General features: G+C 64.8%; 19 protein-coding genes, 1 other RNA gene and 2 pseudogenes. 6 read left to right on the forward strand and 16 right to left on the reverse strand.

Features of this window, described 5'->3' with window-relative positions; all coding sequences use genetic code 11:
* Window positions 1-156: 156 nt before the first annotated feature.
* Both QRX41_RS05875 and QRX41_RS05880 read left to right on the forward strand, forming a co-directional pair.
* Window positions 157-1,383 carry a polyprenyl synthetase family protein gene (locus QRX41_RS05875; protein WP_313839323.1) on the forward strand — a complete coding sequence of 409 codons (1,227 nt, stop codon included), beginning with the start codon at window positions 157-159 and terminating at the stop codon, window positions 1,381-1,383.
* A complete protein-coding gene (locus QRX41_RS05880; RefSeq protein WP_313839325.1) occupies window positions 1,376-3,571 on the forward strand; it encodes a protein kinase domain-containing protein in 2,196 nt (731 codons plus the stop codon). Before QRX41_RS05875 ends, QRX41_RS05880 begins: the two co-directional genes overlap by 8 nt.
* A 12-nt stretch (window positions 3,572-3,583) precedes the next feature.
* On the opposite strand, the gene QRX41_RS05885 is transcribed toward QRX41_RS05880, so the two are convergent.
* The gene (locus tag QRX41_RS05885; protein WP_101432207.1) at window positions 3,584-4,282 is read right to left on the reverse strand and encodes a lysophospholipid acyltransferase family protein; all 699 of its coding nucleotides are present in this window, start codon (window positions 4,280-4,282) and stop codon (window positions 3,584-3,586) included.
* A gap of 48 nt (window positions 4,283-4,330) precedes the next feature.
* Between QRX41_RS05885 and QRX41_RS05890 the strand changes: the two genes are divergently transcribed.
* Window positions 4,331-4,876 (forward strand): hypothetical protein, encoded by a 546-nt coding sequence (locus tag QRX41_RS05890; RefSeq protein ID WP_313839327.1) that lies wholly within the window; start codon window positions 4,331-4,333, stop codon window positions 4,874-4,876.
* Between the two features lie 96 nt (window positions 4,877-4,972).
* Here the strand turns inward: QRX41_RS05890 and trpD are convergent, their stop codons facing one another.
* From trpD to hpf, 4 genes and pseudogenes are all read right to left on the reverse strand, one after another.
* Window positions 4,973-6,073, reverse strand: a complete 1,101-nt coding sequence (trpD, locus tag QRX41_RS05895; protein WP_313839328.1) for an anthranilate phosphoribosyltransferase — start codon at window positions 6,071-6,073, stop codon at window positions 4,973-4,975.
* Window positions 6,074-6,304: 231 nt separating this feature from the next.
* A pseudogene (locus QRX41_RS08535) lies at window positions 6,305-6,622 on the reverse strand (SEC-C metal-binding domain-containing protein); the annotation flags it as partial.
* 134 nt (window positions 6,623-6,756) lie between these two features.
* Window positions 6,757-9,265, reverse strand: a pseudogene (gene secA, locus QRX41_RS05900) (preprotein translocase subunit SecA); the annotation flags it as partial.
* Between the two features lie 234 nt (window positions 9,266-9,499).
* Window positions 9,500-10,183: a ribosome hibernation-promoting factor, HPF/YfiA family gene (gene hpf, locus QRX41_RS05905; protein WP_313839331.1), complete on the reverse strand. Its 684-nt coding sequence runs from the start codon at window positions 10,181-10,183 to the stop codon at window positions 9,500-9,502.
* 177 nt (window positions 10,184-10,360) lie between these two features.
* On the opposite strand from hpf, the gene rnpB reads away from it, so the two are divergent.
* Window positions 10,361-10,737, forward strand: an RNA gene (rnpB, locus tag QRX41_RS05910) — RNase P RNA component class A.
* A 36-nt stretch (window positions 10,738-10,773) separates the two neighbouring features.
* On the opposite strand, the gene QRX41_RS05915 is transcribed toward rnpB, so the two are convergent.
* From QRX41_RS05915 to QRX41_RS05945, 7 genes are all read right to left on the reverse strand, one after another.
* Entirely contained in the window at window positions 10,774-11,688 is a 915-nt protein-coding gene (locus tag QRX41_RS05915) for a regulatory protein RecX (RefSeq protein WP_313839333.1), read from the reverse strand.
* A gap of 4 nt (window positions 11,689-11,692) precedes the next feature.
* Window positions 11,693-12,847 (reverse strand): recombinase RecA, encoded by a 1,155-nt coding sequence (gene recA / locus QRX41_RS05920; protein WP_313839335.1) that lies wholly within the window; start codon window positions 12,845-12,847, stop codon window positions 11,693-11,695.
* Window positions 12,848-13,075: 228 nt separating this feature from the next.
* Entirely contained in the window at window positions 13,076-13,309 is a 234-nt protein-coding gene (locus QRX41_RS05925) for a DUF3046 domain-containing protein (protein WP_024627845.1), read from the reverse strand.
* Window positions 13,310-13,454: 145 nt separating this feature from the next.
* The gene (locus QRX41_RS05930; RefSeq protein ID WP_372338668.1) at window positions 13,455-13,973 is read right to left on the reverse strand and encodes a helix-turn-helix domain-containing protein; all 519 of its coding nucleotides are present in this window, start codon (window positions 13,971-13,973) and stop codon (window positions 13,455-13,457) included.
* 166 nt (window positions 13,974-14,139) lie between these two features.
* Complete coding sequence (locus QRX41_RS05935) at window positions 14,140-14,709, reverse strand: CinA family protein (RefSeq protein ID WP_144085992.1); 570 nt, start codon at window positions 14,707-14,709, stop codon at window positions 14,140-14,142.
* Window positions 14,706-15,311: a CDP-diacylglycerol--glycerol-3-phosphate 3-phosphatidyltransferase gene (gene pgsA, locus QRX41_RS05940; protein WP_144085991.1), complete on the reverse strand. Its 606-nt coding sequence runs from the start codon at window positions 15,309-15,311 to the stop codon at window positions 14,706-14,708. The genes QRX41_RS05935 and pgsA overlap by 4 nt, the downstream gene beginning before the upstream one ends.
* 107 nt (window positions 15,312-15,418) lie before the next feature.
* Window positions 15,419-18,133, reverse strand: a complete 2,715-nt coding sequence (locus QRX41_RS05945; RefSeq protein WP_313839337.1) for an FtsK/SpoIIIE family DNA translocase — start codon at window positions 18,131-18,133, stop codon at window positions 15,419-15,421.
* A gap of 100 nt (window positions 18,134-18,233) precedes the next feature.
* Here QRX41_RS05945 and QRX41_RS05950 point away from each other — a divergent pair, with 100 nt between their 5' ends.
* Window positions 18,234-18,953: a Fic family protein gene (locus QRX41_RS05950; RefSeq protein ID WP_313839339.1), complete on the forward strand. Its 720-nt coding sequence runs from the start codon at window positions 18,234-18,236 to the stop codon at window positions 18,951-18,953.
* A gap of 24 nt (window positions 18,954-18,977) precedes the next feature.
* Here QRX41_RS05950 and QRX41_RS05955 read toward each other — a convergent pair whose 3' ends face one another.
* From QRX41_RS05955 to miaB, 3 genes are read right to left on the reverse strand one after another with little or no spacing between them, the layout of a single operon-like run.
* Window positions 18,978-19,499 carry a MerR family transcriptional regulator gene (locus QRX41_RS05955; protein WP_313839341.1) on the reverse strand — a complete coding sequence of 174 codons (522 nt, stop codon included), beginning with the start codon at window positions 19,497-19,499 and terminating at the stop codon, window positions 18,978-18,980.
* Between the two features lie 34 nt (window positions 19,500-19,533).
* Entirely contained in the window at window positions 19,534-20,538 is a 1,005-nt protein-coding gene (miaA, locus tag QRX41_RS05960) for a tRNA (adenosine(37)-N6)-dimethylallyltransferase MiaA (RefSeq protein ID WP_313839343.1), read from the reverse strand.
* Window positions 20,525-21,925 (reverse strand): tRNA (N6-isopentenyl adenosine(37)-C2)-methylthiotransferase MiaB, encoded by a 1,401-nt coding sequence (gene miaB / locus QRX41_RS05965; protein WP_313839345.1) that lies wholly within the window; start codon window positions 21,923-21,925, stop codon window positions 20,525-20,527. Before miaB ends, miaA begins: the two co-directional genes overlap by 14 nt.
* 151 nt (window positions 21,926-22,076) lie before the next feature.
* Here miaB and QRX41_RS05970 point away from each other — a divergent pair, with 151 nt between their 5' ends.
* Window positions 22,077-22,787, forward strand: a complete 711-nt coding sequence (locus tag QRX41_RS05970) for a GTP pyrophosphokinase (RefSeq protein ID WP_045924161.1) — start codon at window positions 22,077-22,079, stop codon at window positions 22,785-22,787.
* Window positions 22,788-22,907: 120 nt separating this feature from the next.
* On the opposite strand, the gene QRX41_RS05975 is transcribed toward QRX41_RS05970, so the two are convergent.
* Entirely contained in the window at window positions 22,908-23,747 is an 840-nt protein-coding gene (locus QRX41_RS05975; protein WP_024627855.1) for an aldo/keto reductase, read from the reverse strand.
* Window positions 23,748-24,156: the final 409 nt, after the last annotated feature.

Consider the following 24,156-nt stretch of genomic DNA (forward strand, 5'->3'; position numbering starts at 1 on the left):
CATGAGCACCGGGAGCCTTGGTACCATCCTGATCCAGTCGGAGCCGTCAGGAAGGCCGCAACCGATCATGTGGTCAAGTGAGGCCATCCATCCACCGTGGTCCTGGCAGCCTGTCCGCTGGGCAGATATGCGGATAGGCTCTAAGGCATGAAAAGCGTGACTGCAGCACGGGTCGAACAGCGCATGGAGGAACTGCTCCAGCGCTGTTGCGACCACCTGACTGCTCCAGAGCCCGGAGCGGACTCACCCCTGGATCAAGACCCCTCCCGGCAGGCTTTGCAGGAGGTCATCCTGCAGGCAGTGGAGGCTGGCCGCGGCGGCAAACGCCTGCGCGCCCTGCTGCTTTGCGACGTCTGGCAGGCTCTGGAGTCCGAGCAGCATCCTGACCGTGAACAGGCGGTAGTGGATCTTGCCTGCGCCTTAGAGGTCTATCAGACCAGCGCGCTGGTCCATGACGACATCATCGACGGTTCCCCCCGTCGTCGGGGCCGCCCTGCCGCCCACCTGGCCCTGAGCCGGTCGGTTGCCGGCAACGGTTCGAGCGGCCGGGCGCCCGCAAGACCTGATGCCCGCGGCACCGGCCTAGGCATCCTCCTTGGCGACCTGCTGGCCTCGCTGAGCACGGACATGGCCCTCCAGGCGGCTGCCAAACTGCCTCAGGGGCCGACCATCGGCAGGGCCTTTCAAGCCATGCAGACGGCTGTGGTCACCGGCCAGGTCCTGGACATGGGCATGGAGGAGGCCTGTCTGGACGATCCGGAACGCCTGCGCCGCCAGGCCCTGCACACCATGGCCTGGAAGACCGCCTCCTACACCACCCTGGCCCCGCTGGCTCTGGGCCTGCTGGCCGCTGGAGCAGACCTGGAAGAGCATAAAGCATCAGTGCGCGCCCTGGGTCTGGACCTGGGGCTGGCCTACCAGCTGGCGGATGATCTGCTGGATGTGACAGGCGACGACCGACGCACCGGCAAACCTGTGGGTGGCGATATCCGCGAGGGCAAGCGGACCGTCCTCCTGGCCGACACCCTGGCCCTGGCCGATCCTGATCAGGCCAAGGAAATCCGCCGACTGTACGGCCCCCCCTCCCAAGGCCGCAATGACACCCAGGTGAATATGGTCCGCGACCTGATGCAGTCCTGCGGGGCCGTAGAAGCCAGCCGGCAACGCATGGCCGACCTGTCCGTCCGGGCCCAGGCCCAAGCCCAGGCCCTGGCCGATCATCTGCATCTGTCGACAGGGGGCCGAACCATATTCCTCAAGGCCTGCCGACGCTTCCTGCCGCTTGCCACCACCGCCGGGTATCATGAACGTGTATCTTCCATTGATGCTGAGGCCGGTCAGGCCTCCGAGGTGCAGAGGGCCGGACAAGACGAGCATGAGTGAAGCGGACGAGAGGACCAGCGACCGGATCATCGACGGGCGCTACCGCATTCTGCGTGAGATCGCGCAGGGTGGCATGGCCACGGTCTACGAGGCCTTGGACCAGCGGCTGTCCAGGCATGTGGCGGTCAAGATCATGCACACCATGCTGGCCCAAGGGCCGCACAGGGCCCAGTTCGAGGAGCGCTTCCGCCGGGAGGCCAGGTCCGCGGCCGCCATCGCCAACCCCCACATCGTCCAGGTCTACGACACGGGTGTCGATCAGGGGCTGGATTACCTGGTCATGGAGTATGTCCACGGCATCAGCCTGCGGCGGGACATGGTCCGGCAGGGCGTCTATCCCCTGAAGGAGACCCTGCGCATCGTGGGCGAGATCCTGGACGGCCTGGCCTCCGCCCACCGAGCCGGCGTCATCCACCGCGACATCAAGCCGGAAAACATCCTCATCAACGACCGCGGCCACGTGGAGATCACCGACTTCGGCCTGGCCCGCGCCGCCGCCCAGGCCACCCTGTCCTCGACAGGCATGCTCATGGGCACGGCCGCCTACCTGGCCCCCGAGACCATCGAGAACAACGAGGCCTCCCCCCAGAGCGACCTCTATGCCGTGGGGATTATCGCCTACGAGATGCTGACCGGCACGGTCCCCTTCGCCAGTGACAATCCGGTGACCATCGTCTTCAAGCACGTCCACGAGGACGTCCCCTCCCTGGCCAGGGTCTGCCCGGGAATCGACCCATCGGTGGCCGCCCTGGTTGCCGAACTGACCGACCGCTCCCCCGAGCATCGCCCGGATGACGCCGGCAAGGCCCTGGAGAGCCTGAGGAAGGTGGTCAAGGGACTGGACCGACAGGCCATGGACTATGTGCTGCCCGCAGGCGCCGCAGCGGCCGCAGCCGGCGGACAGCCCGAATCCGCCATCGCCGGAACCGCTAGGCACGACCCTGAGGTGACCGGGTCGCCAAGGCAGACGGCGGCAGCTGCCAATGACGACGAGGAGGCGGCCAGAGACCGGGAGAATTCAGACACGGTTCTGTCTGTGCCCGTCCCGCCCGAAACCGATGCGGGCGCAGCGACCAGACGCTATCAGCTCAACGACGTGGACACCCCCTCCCGAGCCGAGACCACGACCGTTCTGCAGCCTCAGGATCCGGCAGCATCTTCCGCCGATGCAACGACCATGCAGCAAGGCGCTGAAGCGGCTCAACCCAAGCACCGGCATCGCGGCTTGATCATTGTGTTGGCGGTTCTGCTGGTCCTGGCCCTGGCCGGAGGCGGCGGTGGCGCCTGGTGGTACTTCCTGGGTCCGGGCAGCTATGTCGCACTGCCCAAGCCGGATGACATCTCCTGCGCCGAAAACCAGGAGTGCAAGGTCATCGGCGCCGCCTTCTCCAAGTACGCCCGTACACTCAAGGTCGCCGGCATCGAGGTCGACACGGCCTATGACTTCAGCGACCAGGTGGCCAAGGGAGCCGTCATGGCCGCGGATCCCGATACGGTCGGAGCCCATATCAGCAAGCGGGGCGGCAGGCTCAAATTGACCGTCTCCAAAGGGGTGCGCCAGGCCACGGTGCCCAAGGACATCCTCACGCCGGACACATCCAACGGCAAGGATCCGGTGCAGGCGCTGAAGGCAGCCGGGTTCGACAGGATCGACCACGACGCGTCCAAGGACCAATACTCCATGAACGTCCCCGAAGGAGCGGCCATTTCAGTGGATCCGGCCCCAGGGACCAAGACCCGTCACGATGCCAAGGTCAGCCTGGTCCTGTCCAAGGGTCGCATGCCCGTGGCCATGCCCGATATCGTCGGCAAGGCGAGGGATGAGGCTCAAGCGGCCCTGGAAGCCCTGCGACTCAAGGTCAGCTACAGCGAGGACTGGTCCGACAAGGTGCCGCGCAACCAGGTGATCTCCGCCTCCCACCAGGCCCAGGAGCAGCTGCATTGGGGCGACGCCGTCAACGTGGTGATCTCCAAGGGGCCGCAGTCCATCACCATGCCCGACGTGAAGGGCAAGAGCCAGGACGAGGCCACCCGGATTCTGGAGGGATACGGGCTCAAGGTCAACATCTCCGCTCCCTTGGGCAACCTGACCCACACGGTGCGCATCCAGGACCCCAATCCCGGCAGTCAGGTCAAGGTGCTCAACGATGACGGCTCGCCGGCCGTCGTGACCCTGACCGTGGTCTGAACCCCTGGGAAGTCAGTCCAGCTCCTGGTTGTTCTCATGGTTTTCATGCGCCTTGATGACCTGGGCATACACGTCCACGTAGCGTTGCCCGCTCATCTCCTGGATCTCCTGCATGATCCGGTCGGTCAGGTTGCGGATCTCCTCATGGGTGAGGCTGTTGACCGGAACGCAGGGCACGGTGATGGGCTTGCCGTAGATGACCTTGGTCCGGCCCTTATGAGGAATCACATGGCCGGGCTCCTGAAGCTGCCTGGTGCCGATGATGGCTGCGGGCACCACCGTCGTCCCGGTCTCGAAGGCGAGCCGTGCCGCCCCGGTATGCCCCCGGTAAAGCCTGCCGTCCGGGCTGCGCGTGCCCTCCGGATGGATGCCGAAGATGTGCCCGTGCTCAAGGATGGAACGCGCGGTTTCCATGGCGCCCAGCGACTTGGAGCCGCCTGACCTGTCCACGGGGAAGACGCCGACCGAGCTGAACCACCACTTTTTGAACTTGCCCTTGATCCCCTTGCCGTTGAAATACTCGGCCTTGCCCATGAAGTGGATCATCCGAGGGCAGGTGATGGGCAGGAGGGCGTCGTCGATGACGGCCAGATGGTTGGAGGCGATGATGGCAGCCCCCTGCTTGGGAATGTTCTCCGTGCCTTCAACGGTCGGTTTGAACCAGGTACGCGCCAACGGACCGAGCAGTTTGACGAAGAACCAGTACAGCACAGAGACTCCTTGGTAGCGAATGCGTGCGGCCGAGGTTACGATGGTTCTATGACCGAGCACAAGCATAACGACGCCGGGAATCAGTATAACAGCGAGGCGGGAACCGGCTCCCCACAGGGGGACGAGGAGTGGGCGGACTTCCTGAACTCGCATGCTGACGAGCTGGGTTCCCTGGAATCGTCCAGGACGGCCAAGGAATTCGAGAAGAAGGCTCGAAAGTCCGAGAAGAAGGCGGCGCTGAGGGCCGAGGACTTGAAGCGCGACTCCTTCGTCGGCGGCTCCGGGCCTCGCGATTTCCAAGGCAGCAGCTGGCTGGACACCGACGAGGTCATGGACCGGTCGTCGAACTTTGTGCCGCCCAACCCCGACCTGAGCGACCTGGGCGGAAGGCGGGTGGCCTTCATGATCATGACGGCTCTGGGCCTGGTCTGCTTCTTCCTGACCATCTTCCTTCCCCGCTGGTCCGGCTTGACCGGCCTGCTGGCGGGCCTGCTCCTGCTGATAGGCATCGCAGGACTGATCATCGACCGGAAGAATTTCCGCGACGATTCAAGCGGGCTCTTCGATGACGACGAACGACACTACCGGCGATAATGCCATGTGCCGCCATTGGTGAGCCGCCAAAAGAGTCGGGCCTCGCTGGCTGATGTTTCCGCCAGCGAGGCCCGAACAGGTTTGGCAGCAGCGAACTTACACCAAGATCGGACGGCGTGTCGGATGCTCTTGCTGGCAGCGGGACTGCGCTTCCTGGGCTCCGTGGATCCAGGCTGCCAGCAGGTCGGCGGCCCTGCCCTGGTCCACAACCTCGGTAGCCAGTTGATAGGCCTGGGCAAACCGCACGTTCAGGTCGGCCTCGGGACCGGCGTCGATCTGCGTGCCGTCAGCCACGATGGCCGAGGCCGCATTGAGCAGGGCCGTGGAACGGGAGGGAACCGACTTTCCAGCCAGGAAGTCCCTGACGACGCTGGCGTTGAAGGCGGGGTCGCCGCCGCGCAGGTCATCCAAATCCACCGGGTCGAGGCCCAGTTCACGGGTCGGGTCGAAGGAGCGTTCCTCCACCTTGCCCTGGTGGATCTCCCAGATGGAGACCAGCCCGGTCGGGGCCATCTCGTCAAGGCCTTCGGCCGAGGTGTAGACCATGCCCTCCTGGCCGCGTGAGGCATAGACCTGGGCCAGCATGGGGCTCAGCTGGCGCTGGGCGCATCCGATGGCCACATAGCGGGGGTTGACCGGATTGGTCAGGGGACCCAGGAGGTTGAAGACCGTCGGGATGCCCAGCGACGAGCGGACAGGCCCGGCGAACCGCATGGCGGGGTGGAAGGTCTTGGCGAAGACGAAGGTGATGCCGTAGCGGTCAGCCATGGCAGCCACCTCCTGCGGCGGCAGATCCAAAGGCAGGCCCAACTGCTCCAGGCAGTCGGCGGTGCCGCTCTTGCTGGATGCGGCCCGGTTGCCGTGCTTGACGATCCTGACCCCCGCAGCTGCAGCCACGATGGCGCCCATGGTCGACAGGTTGACCGTCGCTGCCCCGTCGCCGCCGGTGCCGACGATGTCGGTCACGTCACCGCTGACCTTCAGCGGTACCGCATGGCCCACCATGGCCTTGGCGGCCCCTTCGACCTCCGGGCTGGTCAGCCCCAGGGTGGATTGCATGGACAGGGCGGCGCCCACCTGCACCGGGTCGGCATTGCCGTCCATCAGGTCGTTCATGCACCACTCGGCCTCATCCGCGCTCAGGTGTCGACCGGACACCAAGGAGTTCAGGACGGATTTCCAGCTAAGTGGCCGCATGATGACTCTTTTCCCTTTGAAGAAGCGGGGCCGGATGCCCCGCTGTTTGCTCTAGGTTTACTGCCCTGCCCCTCCCCTGCACAAGACCATCCCATATTTTGGTCATTTTGCTACCAATATATGAAAGAAGGCAATCCACTATATGGAAACGGCCACCGCCCTGGTGAGCGATGGCCGTCAATCAGATCAGCAACCCTATCTGCAAAAGCCGCTACTGATTACGCGTACCTGTCATTTCTTCTCGTTCTGACCGTGGCACATCTTGTACTTGCGTCCGGAGCCGCAGGGGCAAGGTGCGTTGCGGGGCGTGCCCGGGAAGGTGCGGCCGTCGGCCCAGGGCGAGTGGTCCTCTACGGCCTTGGGCCTCTTATTGGCAGGAACCTTGCCCTCGGCATGGCTGATGGGCGCAGGCCCCACTGGAGCCGGGCTCGAAGCGTCGGGTGCTTCCGAGTCCGCGGCGGACGTGCTCAGACCCGACTGGGCGTCATCGGTATCCTCGGCGGAGTCCTCCTGGACGCTGCCCGCCGGAGCATCTTCATCACGCTCCTCGGCCGTCTCGTCGATGTCGGTGGTCTCATCCTCGGCGTCAGGCTCTTCAGGCGCCTGGTAGTTGACCTCTTCGGACTGGCTGGCCTCGTTTTCTTTGCGTTCTTCGCGGGCCCGCCGCTCGTTCTCCTGGCTGGCCGCAATTTGCTTGAGGTCCACGTTGAAGAGCAGCTGCACGGTCTGCTCCTTGATGGCGTCGATCATGGAGTTGTACATCTGGTAGCCCTCGCGCTGGTACTCGACCAGGGGGTCGCGCTGACCCATGCCGCGCAGGCCGATGCCGTCCTTGAGGTAGTCCATCTCGTAGAGGTGCTCGCGCCACTTGCTGTCCAGGACGGAGAGGACCACCTGGCGCTCCAGCTGCCTTGAGCCCTTCTCGCCCAGTTCATCCTCGCGCTCCTGGTAGATGGACTCGGCGTCCTCCACGATCTTGTCCGCCAGGGCCTTGACGGCCTTGTCACCCTTCAGAGACTCCAGGGAGTCCATGGTCTCGTCCTGGTCGAGACTGATCGGATAGACGGAGGCCAGCGCCTTCCAGAGCCCGTCAGCATCCCAATCCTGAGGCTTGTCCGAGCCGTTCTGCGCCCCATGGATGTATGACGTCACGGTCTCACGGATGAAGCGGAGGATGTCCTGGTGGATGTCCTCGCCCTTGAGCACGGCCTGACGCTCGCCGTAGATGACCTGGCGCTGCTTGTTCATCACGTCGTCGTACTTGAGCACGTTCTTGCGGATCTCGTAGTTGCGGGATTCGACAGACTTCTGTGCATTGCGCACACCCTTGGAGACACTCTTGGTGCCTATGGGCTGACCTTCGGGCAGGCTCGTGGAGGACATCATTCGAGCCACCAGCTGAGTGTTGAACAGGCGCATCAGGTCATCCTCCAGGCTCAGGTAGAACCTGGACTCACCGGGGTCACCCTGACGGCCGGAACGACCGCGCAGCTGGTTGTCGATGCGGCGGGACTCGTGCCGTTCGGTGCCCAGCACGTAGAGGCCGCCCAGCTTGACGACTTCCTCGTGCTCATCCTTGACCTGTTCCTTGACGGAATCCAGCATCTTGGGCCAGCGCTTCTCATACTCCTCAGGGGTGTCGTCGGGCGAGTAGCCCTGCTCCTTGAGCTTCTGATCGGCGAGGAACTCCACGTTGCCGCCCAGCATGATGTCGGTGCCGCGCCCGGCCATGTTGGTGGCCACAGTCACGGCCCCCTTGCGCCCTGCCACAGCTACGACAGCAGCCTCGCGCGCATGCTGCTTGGCGTTGAGCACCTGGTGGTCGATGCCGGCCACGTCCAGCAGGGAGGAGACCACCTCGGAGGACTCCACGGATGCAGTGCCCAGCAGGATGGGCTGGCCCTTGGCATGCCGCTTGGCAACGTCCCGGACGATGGCGGCCAGCTTCTCCTTCTTGGAGCGGTAGATCAGATCGTCCTGATCCTTGCGGATCATGGGCTTGTTGGTGGGGATGGGCAGCACGCCCAGCTTGTAGGTATTCATGAACTCGGCGGCCTCGGTCTCGGCCGTGCCGGTCATGCCCGCCAGCTTGTCGTACATGCGGAAGTAGTTCTGCAGGGTGATGGTGGCGAAGGTCTGGTTCTCAGCCTTGACCTCCACGCCCTCCTTGGCCTCGATGGCCTGGTGGAGGCCCTCGTTGTAGCGGCGGCCCTTGAGCAGACGGCCGGTGTGCTCGTCCACGATCAGGACCTCGCCGTTCTGGACCACGTAGTCACGGTCGCGCAGGAAGAGCTCTTTGGCCTTGATGGCGTTGTTCAGATACCCGATCAGGGCGGTGTTGGCGGGCTCGTAGAGGTTGTCGATGCCCAGGTAGTCCTCGACCTTGGTGATGCCGGGATCCAGGATGCCGACGACCTTCTTCTTCTCGTCGACCTCGTAGTCCTCATCCCTGGTGAGCTTGGGGACCAGCTTGGCGAACTGCCGGTACCATCGGGTCACATCGCCCTCGGCGGGTCCGGAGATGATCAGAGGAGTTCGAGCCTCGTCGATCAGGATGGAATCCACCTCGTCCACAATGGCGAAATGGTGGCCGCGCTGGACCAGCTCGTCCTTGTCCCAGGCCATGTTGTCGCGCAGGTAGTCGAAGCCGAATTCGTTGTTGGTGCCGTAGGTGATGTCCGCCTGGTACTGCTTGCGGCGCTCGTTGGGGCGCTGGTCGGTGATGATGCAGCCCACGCTCATGCCCAGGAAGCGGAAGATGCGCCCCATGAGCTCGCTCTGGTAGGAGGCCAGGTAGTCGTTGACCGTGACCACGTGCACGCCCTTGCCCTCCAGGGCGTTCAGATAGCTGGGCAGGGTGGCCACCAGGGTCTTGCCCTCGCCGGTCTTCATCTCGGCGATGTTGCCCCAGTGCAGGGCCGCGCCGCCCATCAGCTGGACGTCGAAGTGCCGCTGGCCCAGGGTGCGCTTGGAAACCTCGCGAACCGTGGCGAAGGCTTCGGGCATCAGGGAATCGAGGGATTCGCCGTTCTCCAGTCGCTGCTTGAACTTGGGCGTCTGCGCCTTGAGCTCCTCATCGGACATGGCCGAGATCTGATCCTCGAAGGCGTTGGTCGCCTTGGCCACCCCCTGAAGCTTGCGAATCTGACGACCCTCGCCCATACGGAGGACCTTGTCCAAGACTGCTACCACGTTGCGCTCCCTACCGTTCTTTTATGGCCTTCGCACGCCCTCAGCTGACGTAGGCCCAGACCTTGATTATCTTACGCGAATGCACCGATTTTCTCGAAACCGATGGTTCCGCAAACCCGGCTGCGGCCTTGGCAGCCGGGCCGGGCATTGAAGAAGGGCGATTCTCCGGAGGTCAGGCTAATTTGCCGCCGGGGAATCGCCCCACAGTTCAATATCCGTGTATCCGTTGTGCTGTTACTTCTTCTGGCCTACATGCTCGGGCGTATCGATCTCGAAGACGCCGTAGCTCCATCCGTGCCGGCGGTAGACCACTGACGGCCGCCTGGTCTCCTTGTTGACGAAGAGGAAGAAGTCGTGGCCGATCAGTTCCATCTCGTAAAGGGCCTCGTCGATGCTCATGGGCTCGGCGATGTGCAGCTTGCGGCGGATGACGATGGGGGTGTCGCCCACCTGCACCTCGACCGACTGGCCCGGAGCCAGGTCCGAGGCCACGGCGGTTTGGGCGCTGTTATCGGGGTTGGACTCCTGGCCCTGGTCTCCCTGATCGCCCTCATCGCCTGTCTGGTCATCCACGGGCAGGTCGGCGGGCAGGGGCGGATGCTCGAGTCCCCGGCGGTGGTCCTTGCGGCGGTCGCGGACCCGGCGCAGACGCTGGGTCAGCTTGTCCAGGGCCATGTCCAGTGCGCTGAACTCGTCGGCGCTGGAGGCCTCGGCGCGGATCACGGTCTTGCCAGCCTGGACCGTGAGCTCCACCCTCTTGGCGCTGTCAGCCTGGCGGGGATTGCCTTCATGTGTCAGAACGACCTGGATGCGCTGGGCATCGGGGGCGATGGCCGTCACCCTATTCATCTTGCTGTCCACAACATCGCGGAACCGCTGCTTGATTTGGGTATGTCGACCGGTAATGACGATCTCCATGGGAATCTCCTTGCACTCGTGAGCGGACGAACCGCTGGTGCGATGGCGGACTTGGTCACCATCGACTGTGCTTCCGATTGTATCCGAAGAGCAGGGCTGACTCACTGATTGAGCTTGAGGCCAGAGCGGGATCATGACCGCCGGTCAGGTCGTTCAGTTCCGCTATGCTGAATCCCCGAGACCTCTCGGATGGCCGCGGCCCCTCCTCCTGGGAGGGGCTGAGGAACTTCCGGGCTCCACAGAGCACGATGGCGGATAACGTCCGCCCAGGGTGACCTGAGAGATAGCGCAACAGAGAACAGACCGCTCGCCTTCTAAAGGCGGGCAAGGGTGAAACGGCGGTGTAAGAGACCACCGGGTCGACGGTAACGCCGACCGCATGGCAAGCCTCATCGGGAGCAAGGCCAAGCAGAAGGCATTCAGGGGCTGCTCGTCCCGCCTTCGGGTAGGCCGCTAGAGCCTGGCGGCAACGTCAGGTCGAGATGGATGGCCATCCGTCGTCCGGATTTTATCCGGTCGATGACAGAACCCGGGGTATATGAGAGGTCTCATTTTCTCTTTTACTGTACAGTGCCTAGGCAGCCATCGGCTCAATCGAGAGGGTCGCCGGAGACGAAAAGATCAGCTGCCACCTGGTTGAGAAGGCCGGGACTGTGGCCTTTGCGAGATCCAGCACTCCAGAATCGCCGTTTGCGCACTTTAAGATCAAGTCCGGCTGTCTTCCGGGCCACCTTGCGGCCGAGCTCGTAGGCGGAGTCGACGAAGAGTCCCTCACGAGAGGCTTGGGCCACTACCTGTGCAGCCAGTCCCGGATCCAGTCCCTTACGGGTCATCTCCGAGAGCACGCCGCGCTCCCCCATGGTGCGATGCAGACAGGAACGCAGCAGATCCTGGGCATAGGCCTGGTCATCTACCAGGCCCAGCTTGGTCAACCGATCGACCACCTGATCGACCACGTTCGTGTCAAACCCCTTGTCGACCAGACGACGGGCCAGGGCTCCACTCGAACGGGCCGCTGCATCCAGCAGGGTCAGGGCAGCCTCCCGGCAAGCATCCGCATCATCCGCATCCGCTCGAGGGGCTGCAGGCGCTGAACCTCCGCCAAAGCCGCCAGCACGTGGACGACGGCCACGGCGGCGGGTCCTTCTGTCGGAACCCCGGGCAGAACGGCGACCATGGGAATAGCGATCTGCCAGGGAATCCTCACCCATATCAGCATTGGCAGGACTGTCAATATCTTCCAGACTGCCTCCGAACCGAGCGCCATGTCCCAGACCGGGGACAGGGGGCGGCACTGGGCGGCTGTCTTCCTTGTAGCTGTCATCCTTCTGCGCAGGGGCAGGAGCAAGGAGTGCCACCGAATCTGCTGGAGCAGACGCACCCGCAGATTCTGCCTGGAACCGGTCCGACTGGGAATCCACCGATTCTGTGATGGAGTCGGCAGGATCCCCGGTCTGCGCCAGTCGGACCGGATTTTCCTTGAGGAAGTCCTCGGCCGAGATCATCGGGTCATGCAGCCTGGGCCGTGGGCACAGTGGTGTTGACGTCGACAGGAGCCGAGTCGTCTTCCTTGCTGTCTTGGCCAGCATCAGCCTGATCGGCCTTGTCGTCCTCGGAAGGAGCGGGAATAAGGCCGAAGGCGACCTTGACCTTATCTTCGATCTCCTTGGTCAGGCCGGGGTTGTCCTTGAGGAACTGACGGACGTTCTCCCTGCCCTGACCCAGCTGATCGCCCTCGTAGGTGAACCAGGAGCCCGACTTCTTGACGATGTTGGTCTGCAGGGCCATGTCCAGAACCGAACCCTCCTTGGAGATGCCCTCCCCGTAGAGAATGTCGAATTCGGCCACCTTGAAGGGCGGGGCCATCTTGTTCTTGACCACCTTGACCTTGGTGCGGTTGCCCACCGCCTCGTCGCCGTTCTTCAGGGTCTGGATACGGCGGATGTCCAAGCGGACCGAGGCGTAGAACTTCAGGGCCTTGCCGCCGGTGGTGGTCTCCGGGCTGCCGAAGAAGACGCCGATCTTCTCCCTGAGCTGGTTGATGAAGATGGCCGTGGTGTTGGCCTGGGACAGGGCACCGGTCATCTTGCGCAGGGCCTGGCTCATCAGCCTGGCCTGCAGACCCACGTGGCTGTCGCCCATGTCGCCCTCGATTTCAGCCTTGGGCACCAGGGCGGCCACCGAGTCGATGACGATGACATCCAGGGCGCCCGATCTGATCAGCATGTCGGCGATCTCCAGCGCCTGCTCGCCGTTGTCCGGCTGGGAGACGATCAGGGAGTCCGTGTCCACGCCCAGCTTCTTGGCGTACTCGGGATCCAGAGCGTGCTCAGCATCGATAAAAGCGGCCACTCCACCGCCGGCCTGTGCATTGGCCACCGCGTGCAGGGCCAGGGTGGTCTTGCCCGAGGATTCTGGACCATAGATCTCGACGATGCGGCCGCGGGGCAGTCCGCCGATGCCCAGGGCCATGTCCAAGGCCAGGGACCCGGTGGGAATGACCTCCACATCCTGGGCGGGCTTGTCGCCCAGGCGCATGGCCGAACCCTTGCCAAAGCTCTTCTCCACCTGCGCGAGGGCCGTGTTCAAGGCTGCCTGGCGACGGGGGTCGATCCCGCCCTCCTCTTCCTTCTTCGCCTTGCCACTGTTGCTCTGACGTGCCATATGGCTCTCCTTCTTCGTAACCGACCTCACGATGACGACATCCTGATTGACGACCTCACGATTGACAGCCTATCCGCCGTCGGAACCTGTCTGCGGTCCCGGCGCCCGATGTGGTCAAACGTGCCGATGGTCACCGGACCATGGGTATCAGTATACCCGACTATGCGAACAAATGTTCGAAAATCACCTGGAATGGGCAATAAATTCGCGGAGGATAAAACCCGCCGATCAGGCTGCCGGCAGGGGCGGCGCATTGTGGTCCTTCCCCCAGCGCCGGGAGTCGGGAATCTCCATCTGATCGCAGAGCACATTCCAGACCACGCGCGGCTCCACACCCGCATCCAGGGCCTCTATTACGGTCATGGCATCCAGGGCGGTCAGCCTCTGGTCACGGGCCAGACTGCGTCCGTAGACCCGGCCGAAGACCTCCTCCAGCAGCTGCCAGAATTCCCGTTCACGCACCCGACATCACCTTTCGTCCAAGACCCACCCTGTCACACCCCTTCTACGGTAGCAACCGACAGTCAGCAGAAGAGGGCGCCTGGTTCCTCAGAACCGGACGCCCTCAAGAACGGTCCGCCGGGTCAGCCGACCGGACCTGACATGCTTACTCCTGGGTGGACTCCAGGTAGTCCGCCACCATCCGCAGGGTCTGCGGCACACCCAGGCCCAGCGCGTCGGCGATGGAGCTCAGCAGTTCGGAGCTGGCCTCTTTCTGGCCGCGTTCCACCTCGGACAGGTAGCCCAGGGAGACGCCGGCCTTCTCGCTGACCTCACGCAGGGTCTTGTGATCGTTGGTCCTCAGCTCGCGCAGCACGTGGCCCAGGGCCTCGCGCAGGGAGACGGTATGGGTGACGGCCCGGCCGTCGTTGTTGGAGGCTGCCCGCTGACGGCTGGCTTCCATGCCGTCCTCCTCCATCCACATCTTGTTCAGGTTGGCCTGGCGCTCCTCCTTGGCCTTCTTGGCGGCCTTGGCACGGATCACCTGCTGCTGGGCGAAGACGACGGCACGACGCTGGGCGGGTGTCAGATCACGAACCCGCGCGTTGCGCTCCACTCCGGGTGCGGCCGGCTTGACATCATAGGTATCGTTGGTTCGAGTCATCACGGTCTCGGTGCTGGCCATAGCAGCCCCTTTCGCCATTATCGTGTTCAACTTCTTACACAGTGACCAACAGACGAGCCGCTGAATTATTCCAGGGGAGGAACCCGAAAGGCCCGCTTTGTGACCAAGGTCACGTATGCACAAGGTCCGACAGCGGTAAGTGGAAGCGACTCACCGCATCAGGCCGTCAGCCCCGCGAGTGCAGGGCCCGATCCAGCTGGTCCAGAATCCGCATGACCGTGCCCCGGCGCACCTGCTCCCGGTCGCCGTCCAGATGCAGCTCGTAGGCATAGGTCCGGTAGGCGTGGGATTGAAGGCCGGTCTCGATACGCCGACCCAGCACCCGGACGGGCAGAGCCAGACCGATGTAGACCAGCCCGGCAGGATCGTCCCCGTCAGGGCCCGGACCGGCCACGCCCGTCGTGGCCATGCCGATGACCGTGTCCTCGTGCCCCGGCCTGGTGTAGAGCCTGGCCGTGCCCTCGGCCATCTCCTGGGCGACCCTTGGATGGACCGCGCCCTGGGTGGCCAGCAGATCCTGGTCCACCTTGAGGATGGCGGCCTTGGCAGCGATGTCGTAGGTGACGGCCGACCCAAGGAAAACGTCTGAGGCCCCGGGAATCCTGACGAAGGCATCGGCCAGCAGCCCCCCGGTCAGCGATTCGGCGGCGGCCAGGAACAGGCCCGAATCACGGCAGGTGTCGATGATCCGTCCAGCCAGGTCGTCGCAACGGCCCTGCACGCTCTTGCCGATCATCGCCGCATCCCCATCACGTATTCCGCCCCCGAGTAAAGGCAAAGGGCCAGGGCCACCAGGATGACCACGCGGGTGGCCACCAGGTACCAGGGCCAGACCGTCGACAGGGGCATCATGAGCATGCCCAGGCCGATGCACTCAAACAAGGTCTTGTACTTACCAGCCTGGGAGGCGGCGATGACCCGGCCCTGCTTGTTGATGACCAGGACCCGCAGCAGGGTGATGCCCAGTTCCCGCACCAGGAAGAGCACGGTGACCCACCACCAGAGCTCGCCGAAGACGGAGGCCACAATCAGCGCCGAGCAGATCAGCAGCTTGTCGGCAATGGGGTCCATGAGCTTGCCCAGCTCGGTCACCTGGTTGTACCGGCGGGCCAGCCACCCGTCAAGCTTGTCGGTCGAGGCGGCGAGGATGAAGAGCACGGCGGCGGTCCAGCGCATGCCAGGCCTGCGTTCGCCCCAGGGACCGGCCATCAGATCCAGGGCGATGAAGACCAGGACCAGGAGGATACGGGTGTAGGTGACCAGGTTTGGGGGTGAATTCCATCCTTCGAGAAGCCTGCGCCTCTCACGACCGGTCTCTGACTCGGCATGCTCCTGCATTGCCACTCCTTATACGCGATACTCGTGCGCTCGGGCCGTCCAACAAGAGATGCCGGGCGGCAGTTTCATCATAACGGTAGACCAGGCCCAGCTTTTTGGGCCGATGTTCAGCCCTGCGCTTGCTCATCCGGGGCGGGATCCATGGAGGTGGCGTCGCCTCGGATGAAGGCCAGGGCCTGCTGCAACTGCGGCGGCTGGATGAGCACCTCGCGGGCCTTGGAACCCTCCGACGGCCCCACGATTCCCCTCGACTCCAGCAGGTCCATCAGCCTCCCTGCCCTGGCGAAGCCTACACGCAGCTTGCGCTGGAGCATGGAGGTGGATCCGAACTGGGTGGTCACCACCAGCTCGGCCGCCTGGAGCAGCTCGTCCATGTCGTCGCCGATCTCCTCCTGGATCTCGTTCTTGTGGTCGGCCTTGTCGGCCATCTGCTCGATGTCCTCACGGTAGTGGGGCTTGCGCTGCGTGCGCACATAATCCACCGCCTTGCGGATCTCGGACTCGGAAACCCAGGCCCCCTGGACGCGGGTGGGCTTGGCCTGCCCCATGGGCAGGAAGAGGGCGTCGCCCTGGCCGATCAGGGTCTCGGCGCCGGTGGCGTCCAGGATGACCCGGGAATCGGTTGAGGAGGATGTGGCGAAGGCCAGCCTGGAGGGGATGTTGGCCTTGATCAGGCCGGTGACCACATCCACCGAGGGCCGCTGGGTGGCCAGGACCAGGTGGACGCCGGCGGCACGCGCCAGCTGGGTGATCCGCTGGATGGAGCTCTCCACGTCGTTCTTGGCCACCATCATCAGGTCGGCCATCTCGTCGACCACCACGACCAGGTAGGGATACGGGGCCACCTTGCGGTTGGAGCCGGCGGGGGCGTGGACCTTGCCCTCGCGCACGGCCTTGTTGAAGTCCTTGATGTGCCGGAATCCGAAGAACTGCAGGTCGTCGTAGCGGGCGTCCATCTCCTTGACCACCCATTCCAGGGCCTGGGCGGCCTTCTTGGGTTCGGTGATGATGGGCGTGAGCAGGTGGGGAATGCCGGCGTAGGCGCTCAGCTCCACACGCTTGGGGTCCACCATGATCAGGCGGACCTGTTCCGGCGTGGCCCGCATGATCAGCGAAACCAGCATGGAGTTGATGAAGCTGGATTTGCCCGATCCCGTGGCGCCGGCCACCAGCAGGTGGGGCATCTTGGTCAGGTCGGCGGTCACATAGTGGCCTTCCACGTCTTTGCCCACGGCGGTCATCATGGGGTTGTCGTCCTGCTGGGCCTTGTCGGAGCGCAGCACGTCGCCCAGGTGGACGATCTCGCGGTCCACGTTGGGAATTTCGATGCCGATGGCCGACTTGCCCGGGATGGGCGACAGGATGCGCACGTCCGAGCTGGCCACTGCGTAGGCGATGTTGCGCTGGAGGTTGGTGACCTTCTCCACCTTGACGCCCGGGCCCAGCTCCACCTCGTACTGGGTGACCGAAGGGCCGCGCAGGAAGCCGACCACCTTGGCATCCACGTCGAACTGCTGGAAGGTCGATTGCAGGGCCTTGATGACCGCGTCGTTGGCCGAGGTCCTGACCGCATGGGGCTTGCCCTTGACCAGCAGGTCCGTGCTGGGCAGCACATAGGGCCGGCTCTCGTCCACCTGGCGGTCGTCTGAGGAACCTGACGCTTCTGCAGCCTGAGCGCCTGCAGCCTGGGTTCCAGCAGCCTGGTTCCCTGCTCCCGGAGCGGGCTGGGCATCCATCTGCACGGTGTCGGCTGCAGCTGCGGCAGCGGCCCAGGGATCCGAGGCCCCCACGCCGGACAGGGCGGCCGGATCCACCTTGGGGTGCCCCTGCTCCCTGGCATCCAGAAGGGCGGCCGTGGCCGGGGCCTCCACCGCGGGCATGTTCTGCGTGGACACCTGATCACCCTGGTCAGCCTGGTCGGCCTGGTCAGCCCCCTCCAGCGAAGCCGCCTGGGAGAAAGGCTCGTCAGCCTCGTAACGCTCAAGATGGGTGTCCGTGTCCTTGCCGATGCGGCCATGCAGCAAGCGACTGAACCAGCCGGCCACCCCGCCACGGCCGGAATCCTGGGCATCCTCCTGGTCCGACTCCTCGTGGGCGGGCACGCCGGGCGCCAGAGGCAGGGTGTCATCCCCCAGCCTGACCTCGTTGGGAGCGGTCTGCGCCTGAGCCGAGCCCGAGGCATGGGTCCTCTTGCCGCGCAGCAAGGCAACCAGGTCGCTCATATGGAATCTGAAGGTGATAAAGAGGCCGAAAATGCCCACGAGGACGAAGATGATGACGGCGAAGACCTTGGACAGCCCCCAGGCCAGGGGCGAACCCAGAGCGAACCCCAGAAGGCCGCCTGAGCCGCTGATGGCCCTCATGTCGAAACCACGATGGTCCGAAGCCATGAGCACATCCAGAATGGAGCAGACCGACCAGAGCACCACCACGAGGCCGCCCACCACAGGCAGGTTGCCCGCCTCGCGCCCGGTGTAGCAGACCAGTCGGAAGGCTGCGAAGAGCAGGACCACCGGCAGGATGATGCTGCAGAGTCCCAGAACGCCCGCAGCCAGGGCATGCAGTCCCCGGCCCAGGAAGCCGTTCACACGGAACCATTCACTGGCGCAGAAGAGCACGGCCAGAATGACCAGCACGAAGCAGAGCCCGTCCTTGCGGTAGGCGGAGTTGTCGCCGTTCTTGCCGGCCACGGCGCGCACCAGGGATCCCAGGCCCCGGGGCAGGGCCAGCAAGGCCTTGTGCCAGAAGGGTTCCGGGTCCTGGCTGTCCTTGGATGCGGTCCGGCCGCGACCGCGTGCGTCTGCTTGCTGCTTACGTGTCATAACCCTTTCAGCCTACCCAGAACCCCGGTCCGCATCGGGCCCGCCGGGTCAGTGTGCACAACTCTTTCAGACGGGGGCCGCCCGGGCTAGCATCGTTGGCATGACACCAGCCGAACGTCAGAGCGCCGTGGCCTTCGCCCTGCGCAACCTGCTTCTGGATGACCGTCATCCCAGTCCTTCAGCCCTGCAGGCAGCCAGCGACTTCATGGCAGGCAGGAAGCAGACTGAGGCACTGGCCGACACGGCCCGACGCTTGGAAGCCCAGAGCAATAGTACGAACGCCAATGTGGATGCCCTCTTTCTGCGGACCATCCTGGTCGGTCAGCAGCCTTGGGCGACCGAGGGCGATCTTGCAGAGCTGCGGGCCATCCACCGCCGGCTGCTGCCCAGCCAGCCGGAAGAGGGAGCGCTGCGCCGACCTCAACCAGACGACAACGCCAACCTGTACCCGGCGGCCATGCTGGAGCAGGGAGCGGCAGCCATCGGCCAGGAGCTGGCGGCCGAGCGCAACCTGGCCAGCCTGGACCGTCCGGTCTTCGTGGAGCGCCTGGCCCACTACTACGACGAGCTCTCCTACCTGCACCCCTTCGCCGACTGCGACGGCATGACCCTGCGCATCTTCCTGTCACGCCTGTCCCACGATGCAGGCTGGGACCTGGACTGGGGGCGGACTGATCCGACCGACCACCGCCGGGCCCTCCAGCGGGCGCTCCAGGGCGACACCGACGGCCTGCAGACCCTGATCGCGGGCATGGTCCGCCCGGTCAACCCAACCAGAATATTTCTGATCGCCGGATGGGACCAGGGCCCAGCCCACTGAGCCGACAGCCTCAGCCCGGCAGTCTCAGCCTGCCAGCCGCTCGTTGCCGCTGCGCTTGGCGGCCTCGATGATCTGGGCACTCTGGTTGATCAGTTCTGTCGCCCCGGCCTGGTCGTGGTCGCGCACGTGTCCCCAGTACTGTATTTTGAGCTGCACATAGCGCTTCCGCGCCTGCAGGTCGGCCATCCGCTGGTCCAGCCGCCGCCCCTGTTCGTCCAGGAGTTCGATCTGCCGTCCGGCGGCCTCGGCTCCCCCAGCGCGGTTGCCCAGATACTCCCGCATGTGTTCCAGGGACATGCCCGTGGCGCTCAGGCAGGAGATGGTCTCCAGCAGGTCCAGATCCTCCTGGTTGTAACAGCGGTGGCCGCTCGAGGGATCCCTGGCGATGGGCGGAATGATGCCGATGGTCTCGTAATAGCGCAGGGTGGTCTCCGGCATCCCCGACATGAGCGAGGCCTGGCGGATGGTGTACCAGGGCCCTGATTCCTGGTCGGGCTGGGTTTGGGCGGTCTGGGTTTCAGCCTGGGGCTGCGTGATGGTGGTCATACCCGTCCAGCCTAGGAACTTCAAGTGCTTGAAGTCAAAGCGCGCCCAGATGGTGTCTGGTCACCCTCCCCTGGTCCGACTGGTCGGCCTGGGCGTCCGCCTGGTCGAAGCAGCCTTGGTCGGCCTGGTCCACCAGGTCCAGGGCCTGCCGGGCCAGGTCCGGGGCCAGGGCATTCAGCCAGTGGATGCGCGGGTCCCGGCCAAACCAGCCCATCTGCTTGCGGGCCAGGCGCTTGGTCTTCTGCGCTATCAAACCGAAGGCGGCATCCAGGTCGGTGCGGCCGTCCAAATAGTCCAGAATCTGCTGATAGCCCAGGGCGCGTGAGGCCGTGGCCCCCAGGCGGTTGCGCAACCGGCTCACTTCATCGACCAGCCCCTGGTCGCGCATGGCCTGGGTGCGTCGGTCGATTCTGCGGTCCAGCTCCTCCCGGGGCAGGTCCAGTCCCAGCTGCAGGGCGGGCAGCAGGTAGCGGTATCGGGGCAGGCTGGCCGAATAGGGCCGTCCGGTGATCTCCATGACCTCCAGGGCCCGCACGGTCCGCCGCACATTCCGAGGGTCCATCCGGGCCGCTGCCTCCGGGTCCCGTTCCTGCAGCTGGCGGAAGAGCAGCCCGGGACCTTCCTTTTGGGCCCGCTCCTCCAGCCTGGCCCTGACCGCCGGGTCGGTGCCGGGGAAGGACAGATCGTCGATGACCGCCCGGGTATAGAGCCCGGAGCCGCCGACGAGAATGGGCCGGATTCCCTGCGCCCGCAGGTCGGCTATCAGGGACCGGGCCATGGCCTGGAAGCGGGCCACGCTCATGGCCTCCTCCGGCTCGATGATGTCGATCAGGTGGTGGACCACCGCCTGCCGCTCCCCTGCCGAAGGCTTGGCCGTGCCCACGTCCATGCCCCGGTACATCTGGTAGGCATCGGCATTGACGATATGGGCCCTCTGCCCGCGCGCCTGGAGAGCCTGCGCCAGGGCCACGCCCAGGGCCGTCTTGCCCGAGGCTGTGGGACCCACGATGGAGACGATGCGGGGTTCAGCGGATGTCATAGACCTGCCCCGCCCGGGGATCCGGGTCAGCGATCAAATAGTGGGGCCCGGCCTGGGTGACGGTGCAGGTGACCAGGTCCCCGGGCTTTGGCGCAGGCATCCCCTGGGGCACGCCGACGTGGACCAGCACCCCGGTGCGCTCATGCCCGGTCACCCGATGAGTGCTGCCGTCGTGCCGACCGTGCCCGTCGCCGATCAGCACCTCCACCTCCTTGCCCAGGAAGGCCTGCATGTGCTCCATGGTGATGGACTCCTGCAGGGCCTGCAGCCGCTCGAACCGGTCCTGGACCACGGCCTTGGGCAGCTGGGGCATGCGCGCGGCAGGCGTGCCCGGACGAGGCGAATACTCAAAGATGAAGGCCGACGAGAAACGGGCCCGGCGCACTACGTCCATGGTGGCCTGGAAGTCCTCCTCGGTCTCCCCGGGGAAGCCCACGATGATGTCGGTGGTGATCAGGGCATCGGGCATGGCGGCCCGCACCTTGTCCAGTATCTGCAAAAAGCGCTGGGACCGGTAGGAGCGCCGCATGGCCCGCAGAATCCGGTCGGAGCCCGACTGCAGGGGCATGTGCAGCTGGTGCATGACCGTGGGCGTCTCGGCCATGGCCGCAATCACATCGTCGGTGAAGGCCGCCGGGTGGGGCGAGGTGAAGCGGATCCGCTCCAGCCCAGGCACCCGGCCGCAGGCGCGCAGGAGCCTGGCGAAGGCGTAGCGGTCCCCCGTGGACCAGCCGTAGGAGTTGACGTTCTGCCCCAGCAGGGTCACCTGGCGGGCCCCGGAGCGCACGCAGTCCTCAACCTCCTGCAGGATGTCGTCCATGGACCGGTCCCGCTCCCGCCCGCGCACCGAGGGCACGATGCAGAAGGTGCAGGTGTTGTTGCAGCCGACCGATATGGACACCCAGGCCTGCGAGCGCGAGGCCCTGACCGCCGGCAGCCGCCCGGGCAGATCCCGCAGCTCCTGCGAAACCCCCACCTGGGGCCGCCCGTCCTTGCGGGCCTTGTCCAGCAGGCCGGGCAGCGAGCCGATGTCCCTGGTGCCGAAGACCGCATCCACCCAGGGTGCCGCCTTCACGATCCGCTCCCGGTCCTTCTGGGCCATGCAGCCGCCCACGGCGATCCGTGTGTCGGGCTTGTGCTGCTTGAACCTGTGCCAGCGCCCGATGGTCCCGTACATGCGCTGGGTGGCGTTGTCGCGCACGGCGCAGGTGTTGAGCACCATCACGTCCACCTCGCGCGCGCGGACCTGCTCGGGCGTGGCCTGCTGGTAGCCCTGGGCCCGGAGCACCCCGGCGATCCGCTCGGAATCGTGCTCGTTCATCTGGCAGCCCAGGGTCCGCACATAGTAGACGCCCCTGCTGTCCTTACGCTGAGCGGTCACGCTCATGCCCTCGCCTGCTTCCATAAGCCATGATTGTATGCGCAGGTCGGGTCCCGCGGCCATCGGGGCCTGTGCGTACCATGAGTCATGGTTACGAACGGCGGCATGGGAGGTTCATGTGATACTCGACCGTAACAGTGCCATGAGCGCATCCGAAATGAAGCAGCGACTGTCCGACCTGGACGAAAAGGACCGTCCCAAGCTGGACATCGACGAGATAACGGAGTTCGTCAATCTCATGCAGACCTACGAGGGGGCCATGTATGAGATTTCGACCAAGCTGGACGTGCTGGACACCGAGTTCCAGGTCCGGTTCAGCCACAACCCCATCCACCACATGGAGCGCCGGCTCAAGAGCGTGGACTCCCTGATCGGCAAGCTGCACCGCAAGAACCTACCCGTCACCATTCCCTCGGTGCGCGATCACATCTTCGACGTGGCCGGCGTGCGCGTCATCTGCAACTACCGGGACGACGTCTACTCGGTCTCCCGCTACCTCTCCGATCAGTCGGACATCCAGGTGCTGAGGGTCAAGGACTACATCCGCAACCCCAAGATGAACGGCTACCGCAGCCTGCACGTCATCTACGCCGTGCCGGTCTTCCTGACCTCGGGCCCCCACTACACGCCGGTCGAGGTGCAGTTCCGCACCATCGCCATGGACTACTGGGCCTCCCTGGAGCACCAGCTGCGCTACAAGTCCGACCTGCCCGACGCCCGCCTGGCCGAGCATTCGCAGACCCTGCTGGACTGCGCCCGCTCCCTGCAGAACATCGAGGTGCAGATGCAGTCCATCCACCGCGACATCTCAGGTTCGCCCCAGGAGCAGGAGGCCGACGACGAAGCCATCAGCGGCAATGCCGATTAGCTGAATCGTCACAAATCCTTTACCATAGAGACCAGGCCAGGTGGAAGGGTTGGGGCTTCCGCCGGGTCCCAGGAGGAGGCCCCGCCTTCAAGGTCGGGTCTCCTCCTGTACCACCATCCCTCAGAAGTCGAAGTTGTCGGGATCCGCACCGGTGCGCTCGTCCCTGTTCATGGCGGTGATGGCCTTCATATCCTCATCGCTCAGCTCGAAGTCGAAGACCTGCGCGTTCTGCTCGATCCGCTCCTTGTGGGTGGACTTGGGGATGACGATGACCCCGCGCTGCAGGTGCCAGCGCAGCACGATCTGCGCCGGGGAGCGGTCGTAACGCTCGGCCATGGCCTTGAGCCTGGGGTCGGCCAGCAGGTTGCCGCCGGTGCCGCCCAGGGGGCTGTAGGCCTCCACGTCCACACGCAGGGTGCCGTGGCAGTAGTCGATCAGGTCGTCGTTGACGAACTGGGGCGAGGACTCGATCTGGTCGACCGCCGGCTTGGTGCCGCTGATGGTGTGCAGCTCGTCCAGGTGGTGCTTCTGGAAGTTGCAGACTCCGATGGCCCGCACCCGCCGCTGGGTGTAGAGCTCCTCCATGTCCTCCCAGGCCTGCTGCCAGCCCTTGGCGGGCCAGTGGATCAGGTAGAGGTCCAGGTAGTCCACGCCCAGCCTATCCAGGCTCTCCTTGAAGGCCTCCTTGGCCCGCCCTGCACGGATGTCGTCATTCCAGAGCTTGGTGGTCAGGAAGACATCCCGCCGGTCAACCCCGGAGCGGCGCAGCCCCTCCCCGACGGACTGCTCGTTGCCGTAGATCATGGCGGTGTCGATGTGGCGATAGCCCGCCTGCAGGGCCCAGGTGACAGCCTGGCTGGTGGCCTCGCCATCAGGTGTTTGGAAGACCCCGAGACCCAGCTGGGGAATGCTGACCCCGTTGTTGAGGGTGATGACGGTGTCGGTAACGTTTCCGGTCATATAGTCATGCTCCTTATCGGCCGATCAGCGGCCGTGACGTATTGTCTGTTCATTCTATCTGCCAGGCAAGATGGGATCAGTTGTTGCTTAAGGCCCACCGCCGTGCATTTGCATCTCGTGTGTTGCTTGCTGGCTGGGTGGTAGGGTGAAAAGCGGGGGATGTCGAGAAGACGGCTGGCTTCGCCATTGGCTCCTGCGATTTGATGCAGGGTTGGCGCTGGCAGGCAGAACTTGAGTAGGCAAGCGGCATTGGTTCCGTTTGGTGTTTGGTGAAGGGGTTTTGGTTTGATGCATCTGGTTTCCCGTCTGCGCCGCATCCTGGCGATGGCTGTCATCCTGCTGGGAATGCTTGCGGGCTTGGGCGTCGCATCCGCCCAGGCGGATGCTCCTATCCTCACCGGGGGGGGGG

Origin of the sequence: Bifidobacterium kimbladii, from assembly GCF_032193675.1 — a bacterium.
Lineage (GTDB): Bacteria > Actinomycetota > Actinomycetes > Actinomycetales > Bifidobacteriaceae > Bombiscardovia > Bombiscardovia kimbladii.